At 66.9% G+C, this 26,317-nt stretch carries 13 protein-coding genes; 3 read left to right on the forward strand and 10 right to left on the reverse strand.

Features of this window, described 5'->3' with window-relative positions:
- Window positions 1-134: 134 nt before the first annotated feature.
- The 6 genes from ACVWZA_RS18150 to tssK are packed head-to-tail and all read right to left on the reverse strand — an operon-like array spanning window position 135 to window position 9,548.
- Window positions 135-1,964, reverse strand: coding sequence for a protein kinase domain-containing protein (locus tag ACVWZA_RS18150; RefSeq protein WP_457312761.1), 1,830 nt, complete (start codon window positions 1,962-1,964; stop codon window positions 135-137).
- Window positions 1,961-2,725 (reverse strand): PP2C family protein-serine/threonine phosphatase, encoded by a 765-nt coding sequence (locus ACVWZA_RS18155; protein ID WP_457312762.1) that lies wholly within the window; start codon window positions 2,723-2,725, stop codon window positions 1,961-1,963. The genes ACVWZA_RS18150 and ACVWZA_RS18155 overlap by 4 nt, the downstream gene beginning before the upstream one ends.
- Window positions 2,722-3,234 (reverse strand): type VI secretion system-associated protein TagF, encoded by a 513-nt coding sequence (gene tagF, locus ACVWZA_RS18160; RefSeq protein ID WP_457312763.1) that lies wholly within the window; start codon window positions 3,232-3,234, stop codon window positions 2,722-2,724. The genes ACVWZA_RS18155 and tagF overlap by 4 nt, the downstream gene beginning before the upstream one ends.
- Window positions 3,231-6,755, reverse strand: coding sequence for a type VI secretion system membrane subunit TssM (gene tssM / locus ACVWZA_RS18165; RefSeq protein ID WP_457312764.1), 3,525 nt, complete (start codon window positions 6,753-6,755; stop codon window positions 3,231-3,233). The genes tagF and tssM overlap by 4 nt, the downstream gene beginning before the upstream one ends.
- 13 nt (window positions 6,756-6,768) lie before the next feature.
- Window positions 6,769-8,232, reverse strand: a complete 1,464-nt coding sequence (icmH, locus tag ACVWZA_RS18170) for a type IVB secretion system protein IcmH/DotU (protein ID WP_457312765.1) — start codon at window positions 8,230-8,232, stop codon at window positions 6,769-6,771.
- Window positions 8,208-9,548 (reverse strand): type VI secretion system baseplate subunit TssK, encoded by a 1,341-nt coding sequence (gene tssK, locus ACVWZA_RS18175; protein WP_457312766.1) that lies wholly within the window; start codon window positions 9,546-9,548, stop codon window positions 8,208-8,210. The genes icmH and tssK overlap by 25 nt, the downstream gene beginning before the upstream one ends.
- A gap of 132 nt (window positions 9,549-9,680) precedes the next feature.
- Between tssK and ACVWZA_RS18180 the strand changes: the two genes are divergently transcribed.
- Window positions 9,681-11,120, forward strand: a complete 1,440-nt coding sequence (locus ACVWZA_RS18180) for a peptidoglycan DD-metalloendopeptidase family protein (RefSeq protein ID WP_457312767.1) — start codon at window positions 9,681-9,683, stop codon at window positions 11,118-11,120.
- 162 nt (window positions 11,121-11,282) lie between these two features.
- On the opposite strand, the gene ACVWZA_RS18185 is transcribed toward ACVWZA_RS18180, so the two are convergent.
- The 4 genes from ACVWZA_RS18185 to ACVWZA_RS18200 all read right to left on the reverse strand — a co-directional run bounded on the left by ACVWZA_RS18185 (window position 11,283) and on the right by ACVWZA_RS18200 (window position 24,375).
- The gene (locus ACVWZA_RS18185; protein WP_457312768.1) at window positions 11,283-12,137 is read right to left on the reverse strand and encodes a CPBP family intramembrane glutamic endopeptidase; all 855 of its coding nucleotides are present in this window, start codon (window positions 12,135-12,137) and stop codon (window positions 11,283-11,285) included.
- A gap of 5 nt (window positions 12,138-12,142) precedes the next feature.
- A complete protein-coding gene (locus ACVWZA_RS18190; RefSeq protein ID WP_457312769.1) occupies window positions 12,143-15,268 on the reverse strand; it encodes a CHAT domain-containing protein in 3,126 nt (1,041 codons plus the stop codon).
- Window positions 15,265-22,611, reverse strand: a complete 7,347-nt coding sequence (locus ACVWZA_RS18195) for a two-partner secretion domain-containing protein (protein ID WP_457312770.1) — start codon at window positions 22,609-22,611, stop codon at window positions 15,265-15,267. The genes ACVWZA_RS18190 and ACVWZA_RS18195 overlap by 4 nt, the downstream gene beginning before the upstream one ends.
- Before the next feature lie 63 nt (window positions 22,612-22,674).
- On the reverse strand, window positions 22,675-24,375 hold the full coding sequence (locus ACVWZA_RS18200; RefSeq protein WP_457312771.1) for a ShlB/FhaC/HecB family hemolysin secretion/activation protein: 1,701 nt from the start codon (window positions 24,373-24,375) through the stop codon (window positions 22,675-22,677).
- A gap of 444 nt (window positions 24,376-24,819) precedes the next feature.
- Between ACVWZA_RS18200 and ACVWZA_RS18205 the strand changes: the two genes are divergently transcribed.
- Both ACVWZA_RS18205 and ACVWZA_RS18210 read left to right on the forward strand, forming a co-directional pair.
- Window positions 24,820-25,794 carry a glycoside hydrolase family protein gene (locus tag ACVWZA_RS18205; protein WP_457312772.1) on the forward strand — a complete coding sequence of 325 codons (975 nt, stop codon included), beginning with the start codon at window positions 24,820-24,822 and terminating at the stop codon, window positions 25,792-25,794.
- Window positions 25,791-26,294, forward strand: coding sequence for a hypothetical protein (locus tag ACVWZA_RS18210; RefSeq protein ID WP_457312773.1), 504 nt, complete (start codon window positions 25,791-25,793; stop codon window positions 26,292-26,294). Before ACVWZA_RS18205 ends, ACVWZA_RS18210 begins: the two co-directional genes overlap by 4 nt.
- Window positions 26,295-26,317 lie beyond the last annotated feature (23 nt).

Here is a 26,317-nt window from a genome sequence, read left to right on the forward strand (position 1 = left end):
AAAACCGCCTTATTACCGAAAAACGGCCAGCTCACAGGATGAGATCGCCCCTTTAGCGACGAAATAAGTACGCTAAACGACACGTGTAGATCCGTCCATCGCGCCGGGAAATGGTTTTTTGGCGACGACAGGGATCAATCGGCAATCTCATCGACCGATTTGAACCATACCATATCGGCCTGCCAGCCGCGGTCGGCAGCGAGCGAGACCAGCCGATCGCGCCACGTCGCATCGCGCTCGCCGAGCGGCGGGGCGACCACCGCGACATCAAACGGCCCCTTGCCGCTGACCAGCAGCAGCCCGGACCAGCCTTGGTGATTCAGATCGATCTGCAGGCGATAGCGATCCCCGCCGAGATCGTTGATCGGCACGCCGTTGCGCGATGCCGCGATCTGCGCTTTGAACGCCGCACGATTGGGGATGACCATGTCGATCTTGCCGGAGGGCTCCAGCCCGACCAGCGTAAAATCCCGGGTCGGATCAGCGATGCCGATGACGACCACTGCGGTGGCCGCGGTCGTGCCGGGATAGGCCGACCCCGGCGGCTGGCGGCGCATTTCGAAACGCGGCTGCGCCACTGTGAGGCGACTGCCGTCGCGCGCCCTGATCTGGCGGTATGCATCCAGCGCGGCACAACCCGCCTGGGTGATCGGCGATACGTCGGAGAAATCGAGATCGGCCTCGGCGATGCCCTGCGATGCCAGTGCATGGCTGATCTCGCCCTGCGCCATCGAAGGGTTGCCAGCGACACCGGTCAAAGTGATCTTTGGGCGCCGCACACCGCGCTGGATGTCGGCGATACCGAGCCACGTGCAATTGACCGAGGGCAAGGCAGAGCTGATCGCGTTTCGAGCGACCTCGACCGGGTCGCGCGGCGGCGCCGCAGCGAAGGGTGCGCTTTTGCCCGGCGTCGGCGCGCGGGCGTAGAAAAACAGCGCCACTGCCGCGACGATCACCAGCACGAGCCCTGCGACGATGGCGAGCGGCAGCCAGCGCGACGCTGGGTGGATTAGCGCGACCGGTGGCGGCAGATCGATCGCATTCAGTTCCGCCAGCACAGCGTCCATCGAGGCGAGCCGCGCATCGGGATCGGCACGCGTCATCCAACCGAGCAGCGGGCGCAGGTTTTCGGGCGCGGCGGACAGATCGGGGCCGGCGCGGCGCTTGTCGACCGCATCCACCAACGTACCGCCCAGCCCGACATCGCGGCCGTTGGCCACGGCCAGGATGACTAGCGCCAAACTATAGACGTCTGTCCACGGCCCAATCAGTCGGTTATAATCGCCGAGTTGCTCCGGCGCGACGTAACCGAGCTTTCCGGCAAAGCCGTCACCGACGATCGTCGCCGTGCCGGGATCGAGGTCCTTGGCGATGCCAAAATCAATGATCTTCGCGCGCGCCAGTTCGTTACCGCCGAGTAGGACGTTGTCGGGCGAGACATCACGGTGGATCGCGCCCAGCGCATGCGCCGCCTGCAGCCCGGAAGCGAGCCGGCGCAGTAACGCGGCAAGCTCGGCTGGCGTGGGCGACAGCGTGCCGAGCACGTCGGCCAGGTTGGTGCCGTCGATATATTCGGTGACGATGTAGAGCACACCCAGTTGCGGTTCCTGCGCGAGCACCCGGTATTGCACCACCGCCTCGTGATGCAGCCGGGTGAGCGTGCGGGCCTCGCGCCGGAACAACGAGATGACATTGGCATCGGCGGCAAGCGCAGGCAGCATCACCTTGATCGCGACGCGTTCCTCGGTGATCGCATTCGCGCCCTCGAAAACCTCGCCCATGCCACCGCGGGCAATGAAGCGCTTCACCTCGAAGATGTGGTTGAGGATATCCCCGACCTTGATCCCCTTGGCCGCCGCAACGGGCAAGGGGCGGACGGCGCCGGTGGGCTCGAACGCTGTGCTTTCAGGTTCGGTTCGGGGCACGAAAACCGTGCGCCCGGTATCGTCTTCGTCGCTGATCACGCGAACGATCCGGGTAGCGCGAAGGACAGCAAGGTCGCTTCCTGCACGCCGACGACCAGCGCCGTGACGTTGTCGGGCGCGCCGCGGTCCAAGGTCAGCGCGATCAACCGATCAAGCGTCGCCTGTCGATCGCTGCCTTGGGCGAGCAATTCGGCGAGTTCGACATCTGGCACCTGCCCCGTCAGGCCATCGCTGCACAACAGGAACACGTCGCCCGGCTCCACCGCGTCGACCACCACATCGACCTCCAGCACGCCCTGCACGCCGACGGCGCGCGCCAGCACATGGCCGCGCGGATGCGACGCTGCCTCGTGCGGCTGGAGCAGGCCACGATCGACCATTTCCTGCACTTGCGTATGATCACGCGTCAGTTGATGCAGGCGGGCATCGCGGAACAGGTAGATCCGGCTGTCCCCGACCCACAGCACGCCGAACCGCCGATCGCGAATGAACAAGGCGGCGACGGTAGAACCCATCTGTTGTCCACGGGCCTGCGCCTCCCGCCAGATGCGCGCATTGCCAGTGTGGATCGCCCCGGCAATGGCGTGGCACGCGGCATCGAATTCGGCGGGCAATTCGGCGATAGCGAGTTCATCGGCCAGTATGCGCGATGCCCAATCGCCGTGCGCATGGCCGCCCATCCCATCCGCCACCACCCAAAGGCCATCGGCCGCGCGCGTGCAATAACTGTCCTCATTTGCCTTGCGAACCAAGCCGACATGCGTGGCGACGACAGCCTCGATTCGGAGCGGCGCGTTCACGACACGGCCTCCCTGCCCTGTACCATCGTCATCATCAGCCCGGCGGGGTGCGCGCCGGGCAGCGTGGCGGCGGCAAAGCCTTCTCCGCCGAGTGTCCACCAGCGTGGATCGGTCGTTTCCGGCGGCGTCTCCGCGAGCGCCTCGGCCTGCTCGACCAGCATATCTGCGCTCCAGCCGCCGGCGATCGCGTCATACAGCAGCGCCTCGCAGGCTGCGGCCGCCCGATCACCACCGCCGCGCAACATCAGCAGCACGGGATAGCGGCGACCGGCGGCATCCTGCGATGCCGCAAGTGCCCCGGCCGCCAGTTCCCCCTTGGCTGGTATGAGGCAACGCCATGGCGGCGCAAGATCGTAGCGTTCGTCGAACGTCGCGCCCGCCGCGTCGCGCGCGTCGGCCAGCGACCCGGACAGCCAGTCGTCCAGCGCATCGCGCGCCAATGGCGCCCAACCACGCGAGACGAAATCGCCATGCGCGGGCAGCTTGCCGAATAGCAGGACGCGGCTCACAGCGTGCTCGGGCAGCGGAACGACCACAGGCCGCCGCGGCTGAACGGATTACGATCGCTGGGCAGGCCGATCATTAGCGTGGCACCGCTGGTGCCGCTACCGAAGCTCGCCTTCATCGACTGTGGGCCTGCGTTCTGCTTGACCGCCTTGTCCATCAAGCGAAACAGCGCCCACGGCCCCTCGGCTACCCAGCGGGCGAGTTCCGGACCGGGCACGGGTTCGCCGCCGGTGCTGGGGGGGGCGGCGCGATACAGCACCACCGAAGCCTCGGGCAAGCCACTGGCCGACCATAATAACGATTTGGCGGCATTGGTGGCGGGGGTAAAGCGATAGCGCGTCCCGCCGCTAGCCACCTCGACCATGCCGACATCGTTGCCGAAGCTCGCCATCGACACCTTGATCGGCAGGCCGGCGGCGAGCAGATCGCGAAGTTCACCGGCCTTGGCGAAGGCCTCCGGGCTCGACGGACTAAGCGCGGCGGCGATCGGATCGTCGGTGCGCCAGCGCCAGACCGGGCCGGACGTTTCGAGCAACGGCTTCAGCCGGGTCTGCGCGAAGCTATCGATGATGCCGCTCATCCCGAACACCCGCAGCACGTCAACCATCGCTGCGTCCGCCGGGGCGGCACCGAAGAAAGGGTAGTGCTCCTGGGCAACCTCCCGACATAGTGGCAACACGCTCTGCGCATAGGAATCGGACACCGCGCCGGTCGCCGCGCCAACCTGCGCCGAGGCACCGCCGCCGGTCGTCGCAGCGACGAAATCGTGCAGTTGCGGTGGTGCGCCGGCCGCCGCCGCGCGGACCGAGGCCATCGCCGTCGCCATCTGCGCCTGCGTCGCGTCGGCGCCACCGCCGCCGCCGACCGACTGCACCGCCATTACCGCCTGCCCTGCAGCCTTTAGCGAGGCGACGAATTCATCGACCGGCGCCGCACCGCGGCCATCGCCGGCATATTCCTGCAACGGCTGGAAATAGGCGCTGATCTCCTCGCCCGCGTCGATTCCCGCCGCGCGATCGCGCCCTGCCTCCTGCGCGAAGCGACCGAGGCGCGAGCGATTGAGCGTATAGCGCTTGGCGCGTGCGATACCGGCCTTAGCGCCCCCTTCGAACAAGGTGTTCTTGCGCAGTTCGAGCAGCACGCGCTTCAACGGCGACGGGCTCTTGGTGAAGGCGCCGAATGCCACCGGATCCTTGAAATACGCGCCGGGCTGCAGCGATTTCAGCACGTCTTCCCAAGCGGAGATATAATCCTTGGCATAGAGGCCAGCGACGCCCGGGCGGACATTGCTCATCTCTTCGCGCACGCCACCGGTATCGGCATCGCCACCAAGCACCCACAGATCGCGCTTCAGATCCTGCTGCACCGTCGCGAGCCCGACCACATAGGCGCGTTCATAGCCGTCGCGGGTGAAGAAATAGGGAATGCGCGTGGACAATATCTTGGCGGGATTTGCGAACGCCAGTGCATCGCCCTGCGACAGGATGTTGGCGAGTTCCCACGGCGCGCCGGCGCTGGCCGCCTTCTGGCGTAGCACGGCATAAGCGCGATCGGCGAGCGACAGCGTCTGCACCGCAGCGCGTGCGCGGGTGACCAACGCACCGTCGAGCGGCGGCTTGCGCCTGGGCCAAACGCTGGCCATGTCGGTATCGCCAAGCAGGGCATCGAGATGCCGCGTCAGCCGCGTTCTTTCGGCCTGGCTGTCGGCGCCGGGGAAGACTTCGGTCGCCCAGTCGTTGGTCACCCAGGCGCGCACCGTCTTGGCATCGAGCGGGCCTTGCTGGCCGAGCATCAGATAGACCTTTAGCGGCTCGTACAGCGCCATCGGATCGGCGCCGTCGGCCTTCATCGAAATTTCCAGCCGAAGCAGCAGGCGGGGGAGTAAAACGCGGCGCAACGCATCGCGATACGTTTCCTCCGCCTCACGGCTGAGGCCAGATTGATACAGGCCGAACGTAATGGCGAGCGGCGGGCCGCCCGACGTGCGTGCGGCGTAACCGCGCGGCAACGCACGCAAGGCGTCCAGCCCGGGCAGCGCGGCGCGCAGGTCGGCATCGCCATCGCGCACTTGACGCAGATCGACACCGGCATCGCGGAACTGCGCCTCGGCTGCCGCAGTCTGTTTGGCGAGATCGTCCTGGAAGCTGCGGTTGCGGACGTAGCTGACGCCCCATGCCGCGAGCACCAGGGCAGTGACGATGCCGATCGCGATTAGCGCGCCGATCAGCCGCCCGCGCATCCTGGCCTTGGCGCGGGGATCGGTGGTGACGAGCCCCGCCTCGGGGAACATCACCTCGCCGAGCAGACGGTTGAGGAAATACGCCCGGCCGCCGGTGCCGCAGCCTGACACGGCGCTTTGTGCCGGCTGGTCGTAGACCTCGGCCATGCCGGCCATGATGCGGTCGAGTGGGGTGCCCTGCTGCACGCCACTGGTGAGGTAAAAGCCGCGCAGCACGCCGCCCGGCTCGTCGCCCGACACGAAGGCGCCATCAAGGAACCGCATCAGCCTGGCGCGGAGCGAGCGCAATTGCGCCGGCAGCCCGAGCACCAGCGCGCGGCGACGTGGATCGACCTCGTCGAACAGACGCTTGGCCTGGCGGTCGGCGATCGCCTGCGCCATCTCGTCAAACGCGCGCGCCAGCGTCTCGGCATTGGCCTTGCCGTCGGCAAAGGTCACCGTGCTGCCGAGCACGGCGCGGCGCCCCTCGACATCCAAATCGTCGAAATATTCGGCGAAGCCGGCGAGCAGATCGGTCTTGGTCAGCACGACATAGACCGGGGCGGCGACCTCCAGCGTGCGGCGCAGTTCGACCAGCCGGCGGCGCACCGCGCGGGCATGCGCATCGATCTTCGCGCAATCGCTGCGGATCAGTTCGTCCACGCCTATCGCGACCATGATACCGTTGATCGGCTGCAGCGGCCGATGCCGCTTGAGCAGCCCGAGAAACGCGTTCCAGCCGGCGGAATCGACTGTGTGATCGGAATCCTGCGTGGTGTAGCGGCCCGCCGTATCGACCAGCACCGCTTCGTCGGCAAACCAGAAATCGAGGCTGCGCGTGCCGCCGACACCGCTGACCGCCTGTTCGACGAACGGAAAGCGCAAGCCCGAATTGAGCAACGCGGTGGTCTTGCCCGATCCCGGCGGGCCGATGATCACGTACCACGGCGTCTTGTAGAGATAGTCGCGCTTCTTGCCCGCCGCGCCCTTTAGCTTGGCGAGTGCCTCGGCCATGCGCTGCCCGAGCGCTCGGCCCTCGGCATCAGCAGCGTTGGGCCCGGCGAGCTCGGCGGCGATCGCATCGGCGGCACGGCGCGACCGGCGAAGGCGCAAGAATACCGCCAGCCCCCACAAGGCGAAAACACCGAGCGCGAAGGCGACGCGCACCCAGAACGGTCGCATCCAGCCGACGAACAATGGCAACCCGAGCGACAGCAATGCCGCGAGCAGCAACGCGCAGGCGATCGTGACCACCCACCAATTGCCGAACAAGATGGTGAAGACCCTGCCGAAAAAGCGCCGCATCGCCCACATCGCGTCAATACCTCCGCGGCACGATGATTTCGACACGTCGGTTTTGCGATTTGCCTGCCGCAGTATCGTTGGAAACGATCGGCACCGTCTCGCCCAGCCCCTTGGTGATGACACGCCCCGGATCGCCGAGATCGACGCGCACCAGCTTGCCGACAGTCTCCGCCCGCGCCTGCGACAGCGCCATATTATCGGGGAATTGCAGCGATCCGACCCGGTCGCTATCGGCATGGCCCTCGATCGTCACGCTGCCCTGTTCCTCCTCGATCGCGCGACCGATGCGGTGGAACAAGGGCTCGCGTCCCGCCTCCAGCAAATCGGAACCGGAGCGGAACAATTGCCCCACCGTGGTCCGCACGCGCACCGTCTGCGCATCCTCCTCGACCGCGACCAGCCCCTCGCGAATCTCGGGCTCCAGGAAACGCTTCAGCTTGCTCGCCTGCGCGCTGTCGGCCTGCGCGATGCCGCCGCCGGCGCGCGACAGCGTCAGCCGCTCGCTCGGCCGGATCGCCGCGAGACGATCGGACGGCGTCCCACCGTTTGACATCAGCAGCAGCTGGAAGACGATGAAGGCGAGCAGCAACAGGCCAGCGGCGATCGCAGCGACCAACGCGATGATGCCCCAGAAACTCAACCGGCCAAGCGGCGCATTCTCGCCCTTCCAGCGCGGCGACATCTCCGTCGCGGACAGCGACCGGACGTGCGGCAGCGCGCCCTGCAACCGCGTCATGATCTCGTGCAGCCGGCGACGGCCATCGGGCATGATGCGGAACCGGCCCTCAAACCCGACGGCGAGGCAGGCGTGATACAATTCTATCAGATCAGCATTGTCCGTCGGCGCGCGCAGCATGTCGTCGACCAGCTGCCAGAAACGATCGCCACCGATATTTTCCTGGAAAAACTGCACGACCATCGATCGGCGCGCCCATTCCGCGCCATCCGTGCCGATCCCCGGCAGGTTCTGCGCGACATCGTCGGTCGTGGCGCAAACGGCATATTTCGCCCGCTGGCGCTGCTCCTCGGAATAATGCGGTGCGATCGCCTGTTCGAAACGCGCGATCGCCTGACTGGCCTGTCGGTGAAATTCCGGCATGGCGAGACGGACCCGTCCGCTGCGCACCGCCGCGACCAATGCCAACACCGGCTCCGCCTCGGCCAGCATGATGTTGCGCACCGTGCGCGGCGTCGCGGGCAGCGGCACATCATCCTCGGCCAGCCGCGACGGCGCCAGGCCGCCACCCTGCGGCCCGAGCCCACTGCGCGACAAGGGCGGCGGCGCGCCATAGTCGGGATCGGCGCCGACATAAGACGGCGTCGGCGAGAATGGCGCAGCGGGGGGCGGCACGATGCCCTCATTCTGCCGTAGACCCTGCAGCGGCGACGGCCGGAATACCGTCTTGCCGTTGCCAGGCCCGTCCCCCCCTCGACCGTCCCCATCCGTGCCGCTCATCGCGCGGCTTTCTTCACGCACCACAGCTCCATCTTGAGCTGTGGCCAGTCACCCGCGACATGCAGGCCGAGCGCCGGCGAGGTGGCGAATTCGCGCCAGTCCGGCACACCACGATCAAGCTCGAAATAGACATAGCCGGGCAGCACGCGCAGCTGCGGCGGCGGCGTCGGGGTGTGGCGCAGCGGCACGCCGGGCAGCGCGGAATCGACAATCTGCCGCATTTTCTGCACCGTCCCGACCTTGGCGACGGCGGGAAACAGTGCGCGAATTTCCTCAATCGGTGCGGCGGCGGCAACCGCCAGATAGAAATAGCCGGTGGCGAACAGATTCGGATCGGTGATCTTGGAAACATACGCCCCCGGCCCGGCCAGTTCGAGCGGCAGCTGTACCGCCGAACGATCGAACATCGCCGACAGCATGGATTGCAGCAGATCGATCACCGGTTCGAAACAGGTTTGCGGGTTTTCGTGATCGTAGCGCGGCAGCGGCGGCGGGCGGCGATCGGGCCGGATCAGGGTGGCGAGTTCGCCGGCCATCGCGATCAGCGTTTCGTAGAGCCGTTCCGGATGCACCATCGGCAAATTTTGCAGATGTTGTAACACCGGCATCCAGCGGTTGAGCGCCTGCAGCAACAGGAAGCTAACGAACGTATCGGAGCCGCCATCGGTCGCCTCCACCGCGCGCAACGCCAGTTCCTCGGCGCGCTGTTCGGCCCGACCGGCGACATCGGCCAGCCCGCCACGCAGACGAATCGCCGCCGCGACATCCAGCGTCGGCGGGATATAGCGATCGTCGAACATCAGCCGGCGATTGTGCATCTCACGCACCCGCGCAAGGCCCAGGGTGACGCGGCCATATACTTGATCGCGCGTGACACCGAAGCGCAGGTTGGGCAGGCCGAATTCGATAGGCTCCGATGTGCGATCGTCCGAAAAGGCATCGGCGACTTCGAACTCGGAGACGAGGTAGCGCGCCTCCAGGGCGCCACCCTCGGCCTCGCGAAACTGCACTGCGCCGGCCTGTTGCGCCGGCAGCGTCAGCGAGACGACGGCATCGCGCGCATCCGCCGGCACATCCAGCGGCGGCGGCGGGGGCAGATCTCCGGGAATCGAGAACGGCGTGCCGTCCGGCATCACACCGGCGGCGCGGATGATCCCGAACTTGCCCAGCGTGGCGAGATCCTCGTCGATCACCAATTCGGTCAGGCCCCACGGCCAAGGACGCACGGCATCAACCCGCGCACGGATCTGTTCTTCCAGAAAACGGTCCTGCGCCTGGAAATGCTGCGGTCGCAGAAACATGCCTTCGTGCCAGCCGACACGATTCTTGCCAGCCACTGTCTTGCCCCTGTCATCATGCGATCCGGGGCAGTCGGCGCCCCGTATTGCTTGCCGTGGTTATTGCCGCCGCCCGCCAAACAGGCAATAGCTTTCTCCCGAAACGGGCGACGCGAAGGGCGATCAGGGGCAATGGTGGACCAGCGCGACGACCCATCGTTCGATCCTCGCCAATGGCGCAAGGCCGGCGCCGCGGCTGCGCCTGAGCCCGACTCGCTATCGTTCGATCCGCGAAGCTGGGTGAGCGAGGCACCAACGCCACCACCCCCGCCACCGCCGTTTGCGTCGGTCGCGCCGCCGCCGAGCCCACCGCCAGCCCCGCCCTTGGCGCCCAGCGATCGCCGGGCCTTTCAGGCCGCGGCGATCGCTTTTGCGATCCTGGGGCTTGGCGGGATTACCGCTTTCCTGTCGCGCCCGGTTGCCGTGCCGGCGTCGACGTCCATCGCCGCGGTCGGCGCGGGCCCGGCGGTCGCGGCGGGATCAAGCCAGCGGACGCTGAACCTCTCGGGCGGGGCGGACATCGTGCCGAGCCTGCTGGCCTCCGGCATTGCCCCCGCCGATGCCGCGCTGGCCGGGCGGCAGGCAGCTGCGACGCTGGGCAAGGGCCCGGGCGATATCCGGCTGATCTTCGACATGGCAGGCAAGCCCGGCACGGCAACGCTGTCGCGGCTGGAGGCAACGCATGACGATGGCGGCGGCGTAACGCTGACACGCGCCACCGACGGCCGCTTCGTCGAGCAGCGGCAGGCCGCGCATCTCGTCACCCGGCTGCAGGTGGTCCGGGGGGAATTGGATACGGAGAGCTTCTACAGCTCGGCGGTAGCCGCCGGCATCAACGACAATCTGGTCGGCGATTTCGCCAACGCCTTCGTGTTTGATTTCGACATGCAGCGCGAGGTCACACCGGGCGACATTTTCGAGGCCGGATTCCAGCAACGCTACAACCAGACAGGCGATGCGGTGGGCCAGCCGGTGCTGGTCTACGCCGCGCTAAATACCGAGGCGAAATCGCGTGCGTTGTATCGCTTCACCCTGGCCGGCGACAAGCAGCCGGGCTGGTATGACAGCAACGGGCGCAGCACGGTGCGCACGTTGATGCGCACACCGATCGACGGCGCGCGCATCTCATCGCAATTCGGCTTTCGCGAACATCCGGTGCTGGGTTTCGTGAAGATGCACAAGGGCACGGATTTCGCCGCGCCGACGGGCACGCCGATCTTCGCGTCGGGCGATGCCGTGGTCGAATTCGCCGCGATGAAGGGGCCGAACGGCAATTTCGTGCGGCTGCGTCACGACAATGGCTGGCAGACCCTGTATCTCCACATGAACCGCATCTGGCCCGGTATCGCGCCCGGTGTGCGTGTGACGCAGGGCGAGCAGATCGGCGAAGTCGGCACGACCGGGCGATCGACCGGCCCGCATTTGCATTACGAAGTTCATATCGACGGTCAGCCGGTCAACCCGCTGAGCATCGAGACGGGCAAGGGCAGCCGCGTGCTGAGCGGCGCGGCGCTGGTACAATTCCGGCGGTTGCGCGATCTGATCGATGCTCGACGGGCGGCGAGCGACTGAACGACGACCGCAGCACAGCTCGGCTGGAACGGTTTGCAATCCACCGATCCGATCCGAAACCGTTCGCCCCGGGAGCGTCGAAGCCTGTTCCAAGCTTCGTCGAGGGGGACGCAATTCCTTTCACCGACGCGACTGCCCGGCCCGGTCAGATCACAAACTGCGCTACGCCAAGCGGCGCGTGTAGACGATCAGCGACGCAAGGATCGCGAGCAACGCGACGCTCATGCCTAGGCTGCCGTTGAGGCCGTCCGTAGAACCACCCCACCAGGGCGAACCGACCAGGTCGAGGTCGAACAGCGCGCCGAAGCTGCCGAGGCCGGGATTGGGGTCCAGTCCCAAAACCAATTGTTCGGTTCCGTTCCATGCCAGGTGCATGCCGATCGCCGGCGCGATTCCGCCGGCGTGCGCGGCGAGCAAACCGAAGGCGAGACCGCCGAGCAACAGGTTGAGCAGGGAGAGGGAATCGCGCGCGCCGCCCAGCACATGCAATGCGGCGAAGCCGGTTGCGACCAGCGGCACGGCGACGCGCAGGCCGCAGGCGCGGGCGAGCAGTGGCTGCAGCCAGCCACGGAAATACACTTCCTCAGCAACCACCTGCAGCAGCACAACCGCGATACCGAGCAGAATTGTGCCGCCCGCCGAGGCGGTGTCGGTCGGGGCGTTGAGGCTGCCGGCGATCCAGCCGAAGATCGTGGCGGTAAGGATGCCGGCCAAGCCCAATGCGGCGCCGACCGCCAGCGTCGCCAGGGCTCGAGCGCCGAGCGCAAAGGTGCGCACCCGGGTCACCGCGCCGCCGATCGCAGCGGCCAATAGCAACCCGCCGAAAATCGCGGCGGTGAACAGGCTTTCGTCCCAGGCGGGGCTGTGCGGATCGCCCGCCAGCCCGGTCGCCTCGACCAGCATCGGGCCGAACGCGATAATCACGCCTGCCACCGCCAGGCCGGCCAGCGCGCCGATCACAACGAGCGGCTGGCGCGGATCGCTCGGTGGGTGCGCCGGCTGGTTCGGGATTGCCACCGGGCTCATCGCCGGGCGGCGAGGACCGGTGCGATGGCCCGCGTCGTCAGCATCGTCTTGCTGCTGTCACCGACCAGGAAATACGCTGCCCAATAGAATGGATGCGAGTAATCGGGCTGCGCGATCAGGTCGCGCTGTGCGTCCTGCAGTGCCGCACCGATCGTTTTGGTACGGCCCGATTCGTAGAATACGCGCATGAATTCCTTGCTCTCGCGCTCTGCCGACACCTGCCAATAGGTCGCCATCACGGACCGGGCATTGGCGGTAAGGAATGCGCGGACCAGCCCTTCCAGCGTCGATCCGACCTCCTCCTGACCCGATTGGCGCGCCAATACTTCGTTGCGCACGCCGCTAGCCGTATCACAGGCCGAGAGCACGACGAGATTGGCGTCGAGGTTCAGCCCGGCAATCTCGGTAAAGCTCAGCAGGCCATCGGAACCCGCGCCACCAAACGAGGTGACAAGCGCGGGCGGCGACATCGCGCAGCCCCATTGCCCTTCCTCCAGGCCGTGCGTGGCGAAATGCAGCACCTCGTACTCATTGAGATCGCTGCGCGAATCGATCGCGGAATCGGTGAATGCCGCGCCGGTCACGACCGGCGCACCCGGTACGCCCAGCGCATCGGCAGCGATGGTCAGCTCAAGCTCGCTGATCGGGCGGAAAGCGCGCGACAGATTGCTCAGCCGCCCGAAATCGACCGAGCAGGAATAGCCGACGTTGATCATCCGCCCGGTGATCGCAGCAGCGGCGACCGGTGGGACATGCTGACCAAAGCCAAGGAACGGATGCGTTGCCTGCGACGGAGCGCGGACGCGCGCGGCGAGGAACGAGCGCGGCGACAACGCGGTGGAGATCGTCGCCCCGCGCGCGAGGAACGACGTGGCAGAGAAATCGAACGGCGACGGTCGGACCGCGGCCTTGTCATACGTCGTGACCAATACGCCGATCGGCAGATGCTCGAGCGGCCCGGACGGATCGACCACCAGTGCCGGTGCCTCGGCCAGCACGGCCTCGGCCGGCCCAGCGATCAGGCGGAACAGGGCATAGGCGCCGGCATCGTCGAACGGCACCAGCTTGCCGTCATCGAGCCGCCCGTCGATCGACGCGCGCACGCTTTCGGCCAAGGCGCCTATCGCCGTCTTCGAGCCGGCGTCCGATGCGATCGCATAGGCGAACATGCGGTCTTGGGTGACGACCAGCCCGTAGAGGCGCCGGTTGAGCGTGGCGATCTTCAGGAACACCTCGCCAGACTTCAGCGCCCCGCGGACCTCGTCCAACGTGGCGGGGCGATTGTCGACTGTCTGGAAGCGCGGATTCTGCGCGAGCAGCGCATCGACGACCAGCAGACGCAGTTCAGCAGCACTGCGCGCCTGTTGCAGTTTCTCATCGCTCGTTTCGGCGACATCGGCATTGGGACCGGCAGCGATCGCATAACGAAGCCGCGTGACCTCACGCTCCAGATCGGCGCGTTCGCGGACCAAAGCGCCCAGTGCGGGATCGGCGGTGACCACCGATTCGAGCTGATTGACCTGGCGCGCCACTGACGGCTCGCCGGTCGCCTGCACCGCGCGGAAGAAGCGCGCAAAGGTATCGGGGCGCGGCGTAGTGGAGGCTTCCTCGACCAGCAGATCGAGATACGCCTCCATGCCGTTGGAACTGGCCAGCGTGTCGCCACCCGAATCGATCATCGCATCAATCGCGCGGGCATATTCATCGCGGATCGCCGCATGCGAGGCACCGCTACCGGCAAAGATCGCCGCGCGCTCCAGCCGGGCCTGCGCGATCATGGGCTCGGCGCCCGTCCCCGCCGTCGCAACCGCACCGCGACGCATGTCGAACAAGGCGTCGTCGAAGGCCGACAATGCCTGGCCGGTGCGACCGCCCCGCGCCAGCAGCCGTGCCCGCTGGCGATCGATCTTGGCGCCCAGCCACAGGATCTGCGAGTGATCGATGCGTTCGTTCTGCAGCGGACGATAGCGGCGTGCGGCTAGCTCGATCGCCGCCGCGGCACCCTTTTCATCGCCGAGCGACAATAATGCGATACTGCGCGCCCAATTGGCCTGCGCATCCAGTACGAGTTGCGCGAGTTCCGCCGTATCCGGCACGGCGATCGCGCTGACGACATCGCCGGACCGCGTGCGTGGCTGGTTCAGCTGTCGCAGTGCGGCGGGATCCATCAGCGGCTGATCGACCGGGATGTCGGCGCGGCCGAGCCGATCGAGCAAGGCAATCGCGGCACGAAATTCATGCCGGTTAATCAGGTCCAGCGAGCGATAGGCGTCACGCTTGCGCAGCAGGAACGGCGTCTGCGCGGCGGGCGACTCGGCGAACACCGCATCGGCCTGGGCAAAATGCTCCTGCGCGGCCTCGGGGAAGCGGATATTCGAATCCGCCAGCGCGGCCTCGATCAGGAGTTCAGCGCGGATCGCGGGGTTGGCACCGGCCGGCAGGCGGCTGAGCGCGTCGTTCAGCACGCGCGAGGCATCGACGTGCTGGCCCTTGTGGTTGAGGTTGATGCCCTCGGTCAGTGCCGACATCACGCTGAACGCGACCGGATCCTGCGCCGCGACCAGCGCCGCAGCCTCCGCCGCCACCGTGCCGAGATCGATCGTCGAGGTCACCGTGCGCGTGATATCCGCGCTGGGCCGTTTCTTGCCGCCGAGGATCGCCAGGCCTTCCTCGAGCTGCGCGACCAGCGCCGGGGTGGCGTTACCGATCAGCATCATGTTGCCAATCCGCAGATCAATCCGCACCGTCGGGATCGACAGCAAGGTATCGAAGCAGCGCCGCACCTGGGCCGGGCCGGCACCGATCGTCACAGCCTGCGCCGGGCTGCAGGTCAGCACGGTTTCGATCGGCTTGATCGCTGCATCGGTGGCAGACACAATACGGAAGTTGCCGATCGGACGGCTGGCGCTGACCCCACGACAGGTGATCGAATAGGACCGGGCGAACGCATCGGGCACGGCCGGATCGCGCCACGCACGCGCCGCGACGCATGGCTCGCCACCGGCGTTGCGACCAAGGCTGATCGTATCGGGCCGATCGGGCAATCGGGCGACCGCCGCATCGGAAGCCGCCAGCGCCGTCAGTCCGACCACCAGGAGCAGGCCGCGCATAGGGGTGATCACTTGGGCGTCTCCTTGGATTCAGCACAAGCGGCATCGCCTTCGTCGCAGGCGGCGCGCGGGCCGAGCGTCGCCAAGCCGGTCAACAGCTCCTCGTTGCTGCCGCTGACGACGGGGTCGAACGGCACGTCAAGCGTTTCGACCGAGCCGAACACGTCCTGTTGCGTAGTCTCGAACACCTGCAAGGTCGGCTGGATGACGATCGCGGCGAGGCAGCCGGCACCCGATCCGACCAGGCAGCCATTGATGCGCGTCGTGGCGAGATTGGCGTTGCCGAGCGACACCACGCCGCTGCCGAGCAATGCCGCCGACGTGCCGTTAATGCCGTTAATCGTGCCGAAAAAGGCAAAAGCGTTGGTGTCGGCCGAGGCCGGCAGCAGCGTCAGTGTCGGGCTGACCGGCGCCCCCGGCGTACCGCCCAGCACCACGCCGCTGCTCTGCCCGGCGGCGCCGGTATTCTGGAACAGCGCGTAGTCGCCATAGCGCACCGTCAGGCTGTGTGCCGCGACGGTGGTCGGCGCCGCCGCATCGTAGAAGCCGCCGCCGATATTGGCATTATAGAGCGGCGAATTGGCGTTGCCGACAAAGCCGGTGATGACTTGGTCAAATGACACACCGTTCAACCCGTCGATAAAGCCCGGCGCCACGCCGACCGCGATACGCGAGCCGCGCAATTCGAGATCTGCGGTGTCGAACAATAACCGCCCGCCCGCCGTGCTGGTCGCCACGACGTTGATCTCGCGCGCCATGCCGGTATCTGCCGCGTCCCCGCCGAGGCGAAACCGCCGCCCCGCGCCCGCGCCGCTGACCACGCCGCGCACCGCGATCGCCCCGGTGCCGAGGATATCGACGCTGCGCCGCCCGGCATCCGCATCGAACGCCAGCGTGCCGATTTCGACCGCGCCACTGCCCTGGCGGAAGGTGAGCGTATCTGACTCGACCAACTTTATCTCGGCATCGGAAAGACGGAACCCGTCATTGGCACTGGTGTCGCCGAGACGCAGCACCGTCGTATCGCCGCTGAGATTCTCGAACGCGACTGCTGTCGCGCGCTGCGCGCCAATGATCGCTGCATCGGTCGCACTGATCGTGATCGCAGGCCCGGCGACCAATTGACCCAGCGTGGCGAGCCCGGTCGCTTCGATCAGTGCCGCTCCACCCGCCCGCCCGGTGCCGAGCGTCACATTGGCGCCGCGAACGGTGAGCGCACCGTTGGTATCCAGGCTGGCAATGCCGGCATTGCCCGTCGCCGACACCAGCGCATCGCCGGTCGAGCGCAGCGCCCGGGCCGACAACATGCCGCCCGCGTCCAGCGTCAACGCGCCACCTGCAGTGACGTCTCCGACGGTCAGCGCGTTGCGTGCCTTAATCAACGCAGCGCGCGCCGCAGTGAGCCCGCCGGCCATGTCGATATCGGTGCCGCTGATCAACGCCTGCCCTGCCGTATCGACGGTGCCGAGCCGCACCAGCGCGCCACCCTCCACCGACAGGTTGCCGGCGGTAGCGTTCAGCACCGCGCGACTGGCCGTGCGCCCGGTGAGATCGCCGGTCGCGGTGATCGTCAGCGCCGCGGCGCTGGCGCTGTCGATGCGCAGCGCTCCCTGGCTGGCAATCGTACCGGTGCCGCCGGCGACCAGCCGATCGAGCGCGATGCTGCCGCCGGCAATCCGGGCCGCGCCGCTCGCGCGGTATTCGCCGCCGGTCAACGCCGCCCCGGCGTTGATGTCGATCGTCGCTGCGGTGATCGCATTCGTGCTGATCGTGCCGGTTGTCATCAGGCGCGTCGCGCCGCTCGTCGTGATCATGCCGGTCACCAGCGGGCCAGCCGACAGGACGATGCCGATATCTCCCGCGACGATGTCGCCGGCGGTAAAGGCCGCGTCGTGCTGGAACGTGGCGGTCGCGCCAAGGCCGCCGACAGCAATGGGGGCGATCCCGCCGATCGAGCCCGCCTTGATCGTGCCGAATGTGACGGTGTTGCCGCTGCCCGCGCGCAAGCCGAGTGCCCCGCCATTATTGTCTATGATCGTGCCGCTCAAGCCGATCTGGCCAGCCGAATCGATCAGCATCGTGCTGCCGCCGCCAGCGATATTGCCGAGCAGCGCCAGCCCGGTGCTGCCGGCGATCGCGCCGCTCGTGCTAGTCATCACGATCTGCCCGCCGGCGCGCTGCGTGACGCCGGCCCCGCCCAATGCGATGCTGGCGCCGCGCACGGTATAATCGCCACCAGCGGTGATGGTGTCGATGAGTGTCGTCGTGCCGGTCGCTTGTACCGCGAGATTGCCCGACACCATCGTTGCGCCAAGCAGCGCGTTGCCGAGGGTGGAGACAATGGCGGCCGCCCCCCCCGACGCAGTGAGAGACGCGACCGAGATATCGCCGGTCGAGCGGGCATCGAGCCCGCCATTGGCGGTGACCGCGTCGACGCTGAGCGGGCCTCCGGTTGCGGCGAGCGTCGCCAGCCCGTTTGCCGTGACGGCGCCGAGTGTGACGCGCGTACCCGATGCATTGAGCGCACCGCCGCTGACGATCGCGCCGGTGGTGATAACGCCGCCCGACATCAGCGAAACGCTGCTGCCGCTGAGCGCGCCGGTGTTGAGCCCCTGCGTGCCCAACAACGTCAGCACGCCGCTGGCGACGACCGGGCCGGCGATGCTGGTTGTGCCGGTCGATGCCAAGGTGACCGTGCCGCCACGAATGCCGCCATTGATATCGATGCTACCGGCATCGGTGAGCAGATCGACGAGATTGTTGCCGACGTCGATCGAATCGATCTCGATCGAATTTGCCCGTAGCAAGATCGGGCCGCCGGTCAGCGCGCCGAGCCGCACCGCATCGCCGATGTCCAGCGTCAGGCCACTGCCCGCACCGGCCGTCAGCTGGGTCGTGGTGCCGGGGGCGAAACCGGTCAGGCTGCCATTGGGGGCGAGCAGGAACAGTGCGCCGTTGATGCTCTTAATGAACGGCGTGCGGATATCGTGCGCCGAGGTCAGCCGGATCGTGTCGCCTGCGGTCAGCCCGCCGGCAATCAGGATGTCGGCGGGGCTGGTCGACGTAGCGATCGTTGCCGTCGCCCCGGCCACTGCGCTGCCGAGCAGCACCGTGCCGGCCGACGAGATCGTCAGCGCGGCGTTGGTGGTGAGCGCGCCGGCGGTGATGCCGCCGCTGCCGTCGATCGCGGTGAGATTGATCGCGCCGTTGGCAGTGATATCGCCGCCGGTGATGCCGGTCGCCCCGACGCCGGTCGACCGCAATGTTACCGCCGTGCCTGTGATCCGCGAGAAATCGACCCTGCTGCCGGTCAGTGTGACCGCGCCACCGACCGCCACGATACCGGTCGCCACTGCGCCGCCCTGCGCATCGATCGCCAGATTGCCCGATCCGATCGTCACTGCGCCGGTGTTGATACCGCCGCTGCCGCCGAGCAGGGTCAGCCCTTGGGTGAGCGTCAGGTTTCCGGTGGTGAGCGCGTCGGCCAGCCGAACGCCGTCGTTGATTGCCAGCGCGCGCGCGTTGACCGCGCCGAGTGTGACCGGGCCGTCCGAGTGAAGCATGACCGCCGATTGCTGGCCCAGACCGCCGTTCAGCACGCTGTTGGCGTTCAGCGCGATGCCGCCGCCGATCGCGTCCAGCGTCAACGCCTCGTTGCCCACGCCATTGGCATTGGCGGTAAGGATCAGGCCGGGCCGGCCGGTCAGTGCACCCGCGATGGACCTGATCGCGACCGACCCATTGGCGCTCTGCGTGCCACCCAGCGTCACCGTTTGCGCCGTGACATTATAGTCGCCGCCGGCGCTGACGCCACCGGTCAGGCCTGCCGCGCCCGCCGTCGCTATAATCGACACGCCGCCGACGCCGCCATTGACCAGCCCGCCGATCGTGAGGTTGCCAGCCGTAGTCACCTGCACGCCGGCACCGCCGCGCACCGCCGCTGCGGTCAGCGCACCGGAACTGTTCAAGGTCGTGAGACCGCTGCCGTCGATTGCCCCTGCCTGCAGCGCACCATTGGTGGAGGTGAGCGTCACCACGCCGCCAGTAGCGCGCACGGCAGCCAGGCCCAGCGACTGCCCGGTCAGTATCACGCCGTTCGTGCCGCCATCGACCGTGCCCGCGATGTTGACCGCGCCCGTCGCCGTGCCGCGCACGCCGGCACCGCCGCGCACCGACGAGGCGGTCAGCGCACCGGCACTGGTCAGCGTAACGAGCCCGCTGCCGTCGATCACGACGTTATTAAGCCCGCCGGTAGTGCTGGTCAGCGTGATCGCTCCGCTCGACGAGCGCACATCGCGCGTGCTCAGCGATTCGCCTGACAGCGTCACCGCGCCGCCGGCCTGGACCGCGCCGCGCCAGAGCTGTGCGCCGGTTGTAGTCGCCGCGACGCTGTCGCCACTGGCGGTCGCGCCGATATCGAGTGACGCGGGTGCCAGCGTGCCGCCGATCGCCACCGCGCCGCCGGCTTGCAGGCTCCCGATGCGCAGATCGCCGTCGCGGTCGATCGTGATGTTCCGCCCGGCGCCACGCGTCTGGACCAGGCCGCCGATCATCGTGTCGCCGGTGCCGCTCAGCACCAGATTGCCGCCGGCATCGATCGAGCTGGCGCTCAGTTGCCCGGCCGAGATCACGCTTATCGCCGCGTCGGACAGCAGGTTACCGGCACTCACGCCCGTGCCGTTCAGCAGCAGCGCGCGGCTCAGGCGAACATTGCCGACTTTGATTGCACGATTACGGACTAGGCCATCGCCAAATCCGCCCGTGGCGACCGCGCCGAGCAGGCCGCGTGCCACGACATTACCCAGGGTGACGCTGCTGTCCGAGCTGCCCGAGCGGATCTGCACATCGGACTGACGCGCCGTTCCGCCGAGCAGGGTCGAGTTGGTCGAGAAGGCGATCGCGCCGTTCGGCGCGGTATCGACGATGGCGAGCGTCAAAGCCTCAGTGCCAGCGCCGTCGCTGTTCGAGCGCACTGTGAGTTCGCCGACCCCGGTGATCCCGCCCGCACCGCCGATGACCGTGACCAGGCCGTTCGCCGCCTGGATGACGGGGACGGTGCCGGTACCACCCAAGGTTACCGTGCCGCCGGTCACGCGATAGGCGCCGCCCGCCGTCACAGCGCCGGGCAGCGTGACGGCCGATTGCCCGCCATCGACGACGACATCGCCACCGGCGCCGAGTATCCGGGCGACGATCCCGGTGCCGGTCAGGCTGACCGTGCTGCGATCTGATATCCCCTGCGCGATATCGAGGGCGCCGCCGGTCGCGGTGACCGTGAGGGCGTTTTCGGCGCCGAGCCGGGCACCGGCAATGGTGGTGCCGCGCAACCCTCCCGCGCCTGCCAGCGCGGTCAGTGTGCCGTCGGTGCTGGTAACATCGACGAGTTGTATGCCGGCGGCGCGCAGCGAGATACTGCCCGTGGCGCGTACCACGCCGGGCAGCGTCAGCGTTGTGCCAGCGGTGATGTCCAGCGTGCCGCGTGCGGTGATCGTATTGTTCAGCGCCTGTGCGCTGGTGGTGACGAGCGAGATATTGCGCGCGGACAACGCGCCCGAAGTGCTGATCGATGCGGTCGGCGTCGCGGTGGAGCCGATCGTGAGGTCACGACCCGCCGTGATGGCGCCGCCAATCGCGACCCCGCCGGTGCGCATGATCTGGATGTTGCTGGAGCTGTCGCGCGCGGCGACGATGCCGCCGATCGTGGTTCCCCAGGTGCCGGATAAGGTCACCGAGCCGCGGGCGTCGATCGAACTCGCCGTCAGGGCACCGCCGGCGTTCAGCGTGATCGCTCCGCCGGATTCGAGGTTGCCAGCGGTTAGCGCAGCCGATTTCAACGAGATCGTGTCGCCAATATCGAGATCGCCGACGTTCAGCGCGCTCGCGACCGACAGGCCGGTGGTGAAGCCCGCCGTGCCGATCGTCCCGAGTAGCGCGCCGCCGGTAACGTCACCCAGCGTGATCGCATTCGCCGCTGATCGCACCCGGATACGCACATCCGTCTCGCCATCCGATCCGCCCCGGAGGTGCGTTGACGGGCCGAACATGATGTCGCCCGCGCTGGTGCCGGTGGTAGCAAGCGTCAGCGCGCCGTTATTATTGCCATTGGAATCTGACAGCAGGGTTAGCGCACCAAGCCCGGTCAAATTGCCGTTATCGGCGGTGATACTCACGTCGCGGACCGCCTGTTGCAGCAACGGTGCCGTGCCACCGCCCAACTTCACGCCGATGCCCGTGACCGCATAATCGCGCCCGGCGGTGACGGCATCGGCCACGCTGGCGAGGCCGCCAGCGGCGACCTTCACGTCACGCCCGGCCAGCAACGCGCGCGCCAACGACACGTCTCCGCTGCCCGCCACGATCACGTCCGTATTGCTGGCCGCGCTGGTCAACGTGTTGGATACCGCGACATCAACGACGCCACCAGTGTCGGCGGCGTCGTTACCGATCGTCACCCCCCCCACCGTCGATGATGGCTTGCCCGCAACCAGCACAATGCCGCGATCGGAGCTCGATGCGGTCGATACTTCAGCCGAGATATTGAGCAGCGCGTCGGTGACCGATGCGCGTGATGCCAGCGCGAAGATCACGTTCTGCCCGCTCACCTTGCCACGCACGATCTGGCTTGCGCCGCCGACCGACGTACCTTTGTGGAGCACGACCGACAGCGGGCTGCCGGTATTGTAGTTCAGCGTGACATCGGTAGCAGTGACGAACGCCACGTCCTGGTCGGTCGCCGTCAAGATACCGTTGGATTCGATCTTCGGCGCGACTAGGATCAACCCGCGATTGCCACCCTGGACCGAGATGCGTGCGCCGGTTTGCACGGTAATGCCATTGGTCAGATTCGACGCACCGGCCAGGCGGTAGCCATTGCCGAGCAGGAAATCGTTCTGGTTGGGCTCGAGCGTCGTTAGGACCAGTGATCCGGTGTTGATCTGGGAACCGCCGCCGATGAGAATTCCGTGCGAATTATAGATCCACACCGCGACATTAGGATCGGAGGTGATCGCGCCGTTGATCGTCGAGCTGGTGCCGGAAACGTCGCGGTTCAGCACCGCGATATTGTTCGGGATCGGGAGCACCCTGGCGTCGTTGAAGGCGATCGTAGACCCGCCCGGAACGTTGAAACCGTCCCAGTCGATGATCGTACCGACCGCGCGAAGGTCGACGTTCAGCGTGGTTCCCGCCGGCGTGATGACCGGCGCCAGGCCGAGGATAAGCCCGGCCGTCGTGGCATCGCCCGGCGTGGGCAAGGATTGCGCGGCACTGGCACCTGCGATCAGGCATCCACCGGCGAGCGCGGTCGTCAGCGCCAGCGAGCGGCGGACGGTACGGCGATGCATGGACTTCAGCATGGAGGATTCCCTGTCTTCACCGTAACGAGGCTAACCGTATCAACTAGTCAAGCGTGTCGATGATCACCGTGCGCGATCGAATATCTGCGCGGTGAGCGATACGAGCACTCGGTTCGGCGGACGACGCCGGTCCAGTTCCGACACCTTGTCGAGCGGACGAGCATAAGCGATGTCGAGCACCGCGAAGCCCGGCAAGGACAGGCGCAACCCGCCGCCATAACTGCGGAACGTGCGCGACCGCTCGATCGCGCTGCTGTCCAGATTACGCAGATGGACATGGTCGTAAAAGCCGAACAGCTGCGTGCCGATGCGGGTCGACAATGGCAGATCGATGCGCCCCTCGCCGCGCCCGGCGATGGCGCGATCGCCGGTGCTGACGCCCGGATCGTAACCGCGGCCGATCGTCAGATTGCCGACCGAATATTGTTCGTAATTGAGCAAGGGATCGTTCGACCATTGGCCTTGTGCCTGACCGGCGATCGAGAAGATCGGGCCGAGGGCGATCGTCGTGTCCGCCGATGCGCGCATCACGAAGGCGCTGGGATTGCCGTTCACCCGCGAGGTGAGGATGCCGCCACGGAAGCCCTGTTTGCTGGCGTCGAGAATATCGAAGCCCTTGCGCACCTGGACCGAGGCGCCGATCGAGAAAGCAGTCTTGCCGTCCAGCCGCAGCGTGCGGTGATCGGCATCCACCCCGACAAAGGCGACACGCAATTTATCCAGCGTCAACGGCAACGATGCATTGCCCGAGCGGATCACCGAACGCTGATTGACGTAATCAACGCCCCCGCTTGCCCGCACATTTGTCCGCAGCGACCGGACCAGCGGCCGTGCCAGGTCGAACCCGGCGATCAGCGTGTTTGTGCGAAAATCGAGCGCGCCGAGATCTGGGCGCGACCATGCATAGGTGAAGCGCGCGCCGAGCGTGGTGCCGCTATCGCCGATGCCCATGACATGGCCGACCTGCGCGACGATCTGTTCCTGGAAATCGACCGTCGAGGACAGGCCGAGATAGGTTACGTCGGAAAGGCCGGTCAGGCCGTACACCTCGGCACGGAGATAGCCCGTCTCGCGCCCGGTAAGCCGCGAATTCTGGTTTTGCACATTGCCCAGGATCGCGTAGCGCCGCGCCGCGACGGTCAATTCGCCGATCACGTCGCCCTGTTCGGTGCCGGCCGGCCGCAACGACAATTGCACCTCCAGCCCGGGAATGTCGCCGGCCAGCAGCAACAGCCGTTCCGCCTCGCGCTCATTGAGCGGATCGAGTGCCTGGATCTGCGCGATTCGGCGGCGGAGAATATTCTCATAGGGGCCGGCCGAGCCCCGCACCCGGACCTCGACGATGCGCGCGGTTACGACCTGCAAGTCCAGCGTGCCGCCGGTAATCTCCTGCGGCGGGATCTTGACCGAGGCAACCCAGCCGGCGCTGCGCAATGCGGCATTGGCGCGATCGCGGATCTGGCACACTTCGCTTAGTGGCTGTTCGCCATTGGCCAGCGTGATGGGGGTCAGAGCGGCAGCGATCTCCGGCTGGAGCGCGCTGCCGTCCGGCCGGGTGAAGTTCAGAGCGTTGATCGTCAGCTTCAGCGGCGATCCGTCGAACGGACACGGTGCCAGTTCCACCGCCTTGCTGGCATCCACGCTGACCGCCGATGGCTGACGCGCCTCGGGCAGTGGCGGATTGACCTCCTGCCGCGAAGGCAGCGTCACTTGCGGTTGCGGTGGTGCCGGCTGCTGTTGCGCCGCCGCGGCGCCGGGCAGCAAGGCCGCCGCCAGCGCAATACCTGAACCTGTGTATAACGTCCTCGCCGTCGGCTTTACCACGCTCCGCCCTCTAGATAGCCTTGCGGCACTGGCCTGCCTGCTTTGCCCAACCAAACGATACATGCGCTCAGCGTGCCCCGTCATACCGTTGTGCGGCGTTGCCGCCCAGTGCACGGAAGGCGTGAACCCTTCCCTCAAACGTCAATTCGGCCATGCGAACTCCCCTGTTCGGTCGGTAAACGACGTGCGATTCCGTTACGGTCAGTAGCCGCATCATCAGCCATTGAACAGGTTGGACGGTTAATTCTGCAGCTACTATTTCATATCGGCACTATTGCTGTGAAGCGGGCTTGCGGCGCGACGACTTGTAATATTCGGTCCCTATGGGTGCTTGCCGAATGCCCCAACGCCCGGCATTCTCGATCAATCTCAGGGGAGACGAACATGCAGATGCTACGTGTCGGCAGCCGCGGCGAAGACGTCAGGACGTTACAGAATTTGTTGCGTGGCTATGAACCGCAATTGAGCGCGGACGGCGTGTTCGGGCCGCAAACCGAACGCGCGGTACGGCTGAGCCAGCGCCGCAACGGGCTGTACCCGCCGGACGGGGTCGCCGGCCCGATGACGATGGGCGCGCTGACCGGCACCTCGATCGGCGGCGCGACCCGCAGCGTGCCCATCCCCTCCGCGCGGTCCGCCGCAGTGCGCACGGCCAATGCCGCCGCCACCGCGACATCGCGCCCGATCGCCGCCGGGCGCGGCGATGCCGGGCCGCTCAAAGCCGCCGTGGATGCGGCGCGCGAGCGCGCCCGCACCGCCCCGATGCCACCGGGCGTCGTATCGCCCGTTGCCGGGATGCACATGTCACGGCTCGGGCGGCGATTCATCTACGATCACGAGGCGCAGAACGGGGTGAGCAACAAGCTGCATCATCCATCGTCGGGCAGCGGGGTCACGATCGGGCCGGGCTACGATATGAAGGACCGCAGCCGCGCGTCCGTGCAGGCCGATCTGCAGGCGGTCCAGGTGCCGCCCGCCGCCGCTGCGCAAGCGGCCCAGGGCGCCGGCCTGTCCGGCACCGCCGCGCATAATTTCGTGCGCGACAACAAGGCGCTCCTCAACCTCACCCGCGAACAGCAGGAAGCGCTGCTGGAGCATATCCTGCCGCATTACGAGGCACGGGTGAAGCGGGCGATTACGATCCAGTTGCACCAGAATGAATTCGATGCGCTGGTGTCCTACGCCTACAATCCGGGTGGCGGATGGAAAACGACGACAAAACTGGTCAACGACACAAAGCCGCACGAGGCGATGGTCGAGATCAAGCGTCACGTCTATTCGAAGGGCGAACGAATTCGCAGCCTGGTCGTCAGGCGCGACGCCGAGAGCAAGATATTCCTGTATGGAGAGTATAAATGATCGTTACCCGCCCCCTGCTCGCTCTGGCCGGCATCCTGACGATCTCGGCCTGCGGCCCGACGACGGCGGATGCGGCGGCCAATGCCGATACTGGCATAGAGCTGAACACGACGGTGGCGCCGGATCTGGCGCCCGCTGCCACGCCGGCTCAGGACGACGCGCCGACGATCGATCGCACCAACCGTACCGGCGCCGCTGTGCTGCACGACATCTTCGTCGCGGCTGGCCAGATCGACGGCAAGCGCATCACCGATTTCAAGCTGTCCGGACGGTGTAAGACGGTGTTCACCACGACCGACAACACGACGACGATCGACTGGTCAAAGGTCGGCAATTTCGCGGGCCGCGACGATGCCGGGCGGACCGTGCTCGATATCGACGACGGTGCCGGATCGCATGCCATTTCCGTGCCCAGCGGCACGCAAGCCGAGCCGCTGGGCAATGCCGCCGCGCGCGTCGATGGCGGGCTGTCCGTCATCGCCGATTCGTGCGGCGGGTAAGGAATTTCGGACTAGACTAATGG

The organism is Sphingomonas sp. UYAg733 (genome assembly GCF_054057355.1).

What these genes read in the sequence shown, in the direction of transcription:
- ACVWZA_RS18210 (WP_457312773.1), top strand. Translation starts at nt 25,791, where the DNA reads ATGATCGTTACCCGCCCCCTGCTCGCTCTGGCCGGCATCCTGACGATC.
- ACVWZA_RS18195 (WP_457312770.1), bottom strand. Translation starts at nt 22,611, where the DNA reads ATGCTGAAGTCCATGCATCGCCGTACCGTCCGCCGCTCGCTGGCGCTG.
- ACVWZA_RS18180 (WP_457312767.1), top strand. Translation starts at nt 9,681, where the DNA reads ATGGTGGACCAGCGCGACGACCCATCGTTCGATCCTCGCCAATGGCGC.
- tssM (WP_457312764.1), bottom strand. Translation starts at nt 6,755, where the DNA reads ATGCGGCGCTTTTTCGGCAGGGTCTTCACCATCTTGTTCGGCAATTGG.
- ACVWZA_RS18205 (WP_457312772.1), top strand. Translation starts at nt 24,820, where the DNA reads ATGCAGATGCTACGTGTCGGCAGCCGCGGCGAAGACGTCAGGACGTTA.